We start from the raw sequence: 3,993 nt of genomic DNA, 5'->3' as shown, positions 1-3,993 counted from the left end.
GCCGAGCACGCCCAGATCGGGGGTGCCGTCCTCGCGGCGGATGCGTACGACGCCGTCGACCAGGCCGTCCATGCGCGGCATGTCCTTGTTGCCGCCGAGGAACAGGCCGGTGCGGTAGCCGAGTTCGGCCCCGCAGGACGGTCCCGCCGCGTCGGTCAGTCCGGCGTCCTGGAGTGCGAGCGCGGCTCCGGCCACCCCCAGCTGGTCGCCGCGGCACACCATGCGCAGGGAGCGGCGGCCGAGGTAGCGGGCGGGGTCGAAGCCGTCGATCTGCGCGCCGATGCGGGTGCGCAGGGCGGCCGGGTCGTAGCCGCGCAGCGGGCCGATGCCGGTGCGCCCGGCGAGCAGCCCCTCCCAGGTGGCCGCGGTGCCTTCGCCGAGCGCGGTGACCAGGCCGATGCCGCTGACCACCACGCGGCGCGGCGGCCCCGTGTCCGTGTGCGCGGGCCTTTCGCGGGGCGTACGGCTGTCGTTCACGTCTCGTCTCCCGGGGTCATGGTGAGCGTGCGGGCGGTGGCGACGGTGCGGTCCTCGACGCGGGCCGATGCGCTGAAGTCCACGGACCGCTCGCGGTGTCCGATGACACGGACGTGGATCTCTACCTGGTCGCCGGGGCCGATGAAGTGGCGGAAGCCCGCACCGCGCACCCCGCTCAGCCGCCAGGCACCGGGCGGCGGTCCCTGGCACACCTCGGCGGCGAGCGCGGCCATGGTCTCCAGGAGGAGCACGCCGGGCAGGACCGGTTTCCGGGGGAAGTGCGTGGCGAACACGTCGAGGGTGTTGGGGATGTTGCGTACGGCCGTCGCCTCCTCGCCGGGCCGCAGCCGTACGAGGCGGTCGAACGCCGGATGCGCCGGTGCCGTTGCCGTTGCCGTTGCCGGTGCCGTGGAGCCAGGGGTGTTCATGTGTCCTCCCGGTGGGCTCCGACGACGAGGCTGGTGTTGCTCCCGCCGAACGCGAAGGCGTTCACCAGGGCGGCACGCACCGGCGTCTGCCGGGCCACGTGCGGCACGTAGTCGAGGTCGAGCCTGCGATCGGGTGTGTCGAGGTTGAGGGTCGGCGGCACGACGGATTCGCGGATGGCCCCCACGGCCGCCAGTACGTTGAGTCCCGCCCCGGCCGCGGTCAGGTGTCCCGCCATGGATTTGGGGGAGCTGATCACGAGCCGTCCGGCGTCGTCGCCGAACACCCTCTTCAGGGCGACGGTCTCGGAGAGGTCGTTGCCCGGTGTCCCGGTGCCGTGCGCCACGACGTAGTCGATGCCCTGCGTGCCCAGGCCGGCCTCCTCGACGGCCCGCTCCATGGCCTGGTCGGCGCCGGAGCCGTCGGGCGGCGAGTCGGTGATCCGCCAGGCGTTGAGGGTGCTGCCGTAGCCGAGCAGCTCCGCGTGGACGGTGGCCCCGCGGGCCAGCGCGGCCTCGCGCTCCTCCAGTACGAAGACGACCCCGCCCTCGCCCACGACGAACCCCGAGCGGTCGTCGTCGAAGGGCCGCGACGCGTGCTCCGGGTCGTCGTTGTACCGGTCCGTCATGGCGCCGAGGAGGCTGAAGCCGAGCATGTCGCACCAGCTGGTGAGCGAGTCGTAACCGCCCGCGAGCATCAGCTCCGCGTCGCCCTCCTGGATGCACCTGAACGCTTCTCCCAGCGCGTGCGCGGACCCGGCGCAGGCCGTGCTGACGCCGATCGCGGGTCCCCGCGCGTCGAGCGCCTGCACGAGAGCGCTCAGCGGCAGGTTCTGGTCGTCCATGAGGACCTGCTGCGGGCTCTGCGCGAGGAACGCGTCGGGGTTGCCGCTCTCCTTGCGCAACTGGCCGGTGTCGAGAAGCAGTTGCAGTTCGGGGCGGCCCACGCTGGCGCCGAGCGAGACACCGCACACGTCGGGTTCGTACGTGCCGGGTCCCGCGCCGGCGTGCCGCAGCGCCTCCAGGCCGGCGGCGATCCCGAACTGCCCCGCGCGGGTGAACCGGCCGGGTTTGTGGGCGGCCGGGATCGCCGAGCTTGCGTCGAAGTCCCGTACCTGTCCCGCGATGCGCACCGGGAACTCCGTGGCGTCGAACAGCGTCAGCGGCCCGATCCCCGAGCGGCCTTCGCGCAGTCCCCGCCAGGTGGCATCGGCGTCGTTGCCGAGCGGGGTGACCGCGCCGAAGCCGGTGACGACGACCCTGCGCCGCGTCATGCCGCCGCCTTCGTGCCCGCGTCCGTTCCCAGGAGCTGGGCCGCCATCCGCGCCGTGCCGGCGGGGTCGTCCAGCTCCTCGGCGTCGATCAGCGCACACATGATGCCGCTCGCTTCGAGGACGGTCCTGCCCTCGCAGGTGACCGTCCCGTCGATCACGGCGGCCTCCTCGCTGCGCGAGACCACGACGGCTTCGATCCGCAGGGTGTCGCCGGGCCGTACGGGTCCCGAGGCGGTGGCCTCGCGCACGGTCAGGAGCGCGGCGCGCTTGCGGTGCTCGGTGCTGAGCATGATCAGCCAGGTGCCCGCCTGGCACAGGGCCTCCAGCATCAGCCCGAAGGCGAGGCGCGGGCCCTCGGGAGTCTGCTGCCAGTGGCCCTCGTGGACGGAGGTCACCTTGCGCGCGCTGATGCGCAGGTGGGGCTGCCAGGAGTCGATGCGGTCGATCAGGTGGAACCGCATGGGTGTCCGTTCCTTTCTTCTCGGAGTCTCCTCGGAGGTGCTCGATCAGGGGTGGCCGATGCCGAGTTGGGAGGTGAGCCCGCCGTCGACCTGCACGAGCTCGCCCGTGACGTACGAGGCGTCGGGGCCCGCGAGGAACGTGACGACCGAGGCGATCTGCCGCGGGTCGGCGAAGGTCCGCATGGGGACCTGCTTCTTCATGCCGCGGCCGCCGTCCTTGGCCAGCACGTCCCCGACCAGGTCGGTGGGCACGATGCCGCCGAGCACGCCGTTGACCCGTACGCCGAAGCGGGCGAGTTCGATCGCGGTGCTGCGGGTGAAAGCGTTGAGCGCGCCCTTGGAGGCGGAGTAGTTGGACTGCCCTGCCCAGCCGCGCTCGCCCATCACGGACGAGATGTTCACGATCGCGCCCCGGCGCTGCCCCATCAGGCCGTCGGCCGCCGCGTTGGTGCAGTGGTAGGCGCCGCCGAAGTTGACCCGCATCACCTCCCACCAGCCGTCGGGCGCCATGTCCCAGATCAGTCCGTTGTCCGTGATGCCCGCGTTGTTGACCAGGACGTGCAGGCCGCCGAGTGCCTCCTTGGCGGCCGCCACGAGGTCCCGCGCGGCCGTCGCGTCGGAGACGTCCGCCTCCAGTGCGACGGCCCGCCCGCCGGCCTCCTCGATCTCCTTGACGACGCCCAGCGCGTCCTCGCGGCTCGACCGGTAGTTCACCGCGACCGCGGCGCCCTCGGCGGCGAGCGCACGGGCGATCGCCCTGCCGATGCCGCGGGACGCGCCGGTCACCAGAGCTGCCTGGTTGTGGAGCTTCATGTCGTCGCCCGTCCGGTTGTGTCCTGCTGGTCGCGCCGGTCCGGCTCTCGCTGGTCCGGCTCCGCGCATACGAGGACGGCGTACGCGGTGGCGAGTCCGGCCCCGTGCGAGAGGGAGATGTCGGTCTGCCGCACGTGCCGGCGCTCGGCGAGGTCGGCCGCCCGGCCGTGCAGCCGCACCACCGGGCGTCCGCCCGCCTGGTTGACGACCTCGACCTCCGTCCAGTCGGCGCCCGCGGCCCCGGTGCCGAGCGCCTTGAGCACGGCTTCCTTCGCGGCGAAACGGGCGGCCAGGTGCTCGCCGCTGCGGTGCGGGCGGCTCGCGCAGTACGCCCGCTCCCGCCCGGTGAACACCCGCGCCGCGAGGCCGGGGTTGTCGGCGATGAGCCGCTCGACGCGCGCGACCTCGACGAGGTCGGCGCCCACGCGTATGCCGGGCAGCGCCGGTGGCTCAGGCAGCACTGGCTGCCGTGCGCGAGGCCAGGAGGTCCAGCAGGTTCTGCACGGTGAACAGGCCGAGCACCCCGTCCGCGGTGAGCGGCTC

The 3,993-nt window shown here is 73.3% G+C and carries 6 protein-coding genes; all 6 read right to left on the bottom strand.

The window, feature by feature from the left end; all coding sequences use genetic code 11:
* Positions 1 to 477 (bottom strand): beta-ketoacyl synthase N-terminal-like domain-containing protein (locus tag ACQKIP_RS17070; RefSeq protein ID WP_427743330.1); only part of this gene is annotated, 477 nt, incomplete at its 3' end.
* Positions 474 to 905, bottom strand: coding sequence for a 3-hydroxyacyl-ACP dehydratase FabZ family protein (locus tag ACQKIP_RS17065; protein ID WP_365863173.1), 432 nt, complete (start codon positions 903 to 905; stop codon positions 474 to 476). The genes ACQKIP_RS17070 and ACQKIP_RS17065, both read right to left, overlap by 4 nt.
* Complete coding sequence (locus ACQKIP_RS17060; RefSeq protein WP_365863172.1) at positions 902 to 2,176, bottom strand: beta-ketoacyl-[acyl-carrier-protein] synthase family protein; 1,275 nt, start codon at positions 2,174 to 2,176, stop codon at positions 902 to 904. The genes ACQKIP_RS17065 and ACQKIP_RS17060 overlap by 4 nt, the downstream gene beginning before the upstream one ends.
* Complete coding sequence (locus tag ACQKIP_RS17055; RefSeq protein WP_365863170.1) at positions 2,173 to 2,637, bottom strand: 3-hydroxylacyl-ACP dehydratase; 465 nt, start codon at positions 2,635 to 2,637, stop codon at positions 2,173 to 2,175. Before ACQKIP_RS17055 ends, ACQKIP_RS17060 begins: the two co-directional genes overlap by 4 nt.
* A gap of 45 nt (positions 2,638 to 2,682) precedes the next feature.
* On the bottom strand, positions 2,683 to 3,450 hold the full coding sequence (locus ACQKIP_RS17050) for an SDR family oxidoreductase (protein ID WP_365863168.1): 768 nt from the start codon (positions 3,448 to 3,450) through the stop codon (positions 2,683 to 2,685).
* Positions 3,447 to 3,911: a holo-ACP synthase gene (gene acpS / locus ACQKIP_RS17045; protein ID WP_365863166.1), complete on the bottom strand. Its 465-nt coding sequence runs from the start codon at positions 3,909 to 3,911 to the stop codon at positions 3,447 to 3,449. Before acpS ends, ACQKIP_RS17050 begins: the two co-directional genes overlap by 4 nt.
* Positions 3,912 to 3,993 lie beyond the last annotated feature (82 nt).

The sequence above is a fragment of the Streptomyces sp. NPDC059900 genome (genome assembly GCF_050270335.1).
Lineage (GTDB): Bacteria > Actinomycetota > Actinomycetes > Streptomycetales > Streptomycetaceae > Streptomyces.
The sequence above is the reverse complement of the archived record's forward strand: the minus strand, read 5'-3'. Positions and strand labels throughout refer to the sequence as shown.

Coding starts and splice junctions, on each gene's coding strand:
- ACQKIP_RS17060 (WP_365863172.1), bottom strand. CDS start 2,176: ATGACGCGGCGCAGGGTCGTCGTCACCGGCTTCGGCGCGGTCACCCCG.
- ACQKIP_RS17055 (WP_365863170.1), bottom strand. CDS start 2,637: ATGCGGTTCCACCTGATCGACCGCATCGACTCCTGGCAGCCCCACCTG.
- ACQKIP_RS17065 (WP_365863173.1), bottom strand. CDS start 905: ATGAACACCCCTGGCTCCACGGCACCGGCAACGGCAACGGCAACGGCA.
- ACQKIP_RS17050 (WP_365863168.1), bottom strand. CDS start 3,450: ATGAAGCTCCACAACCAGGCAGCTCTGGTGACCGGCGCGTCCCGCGGC.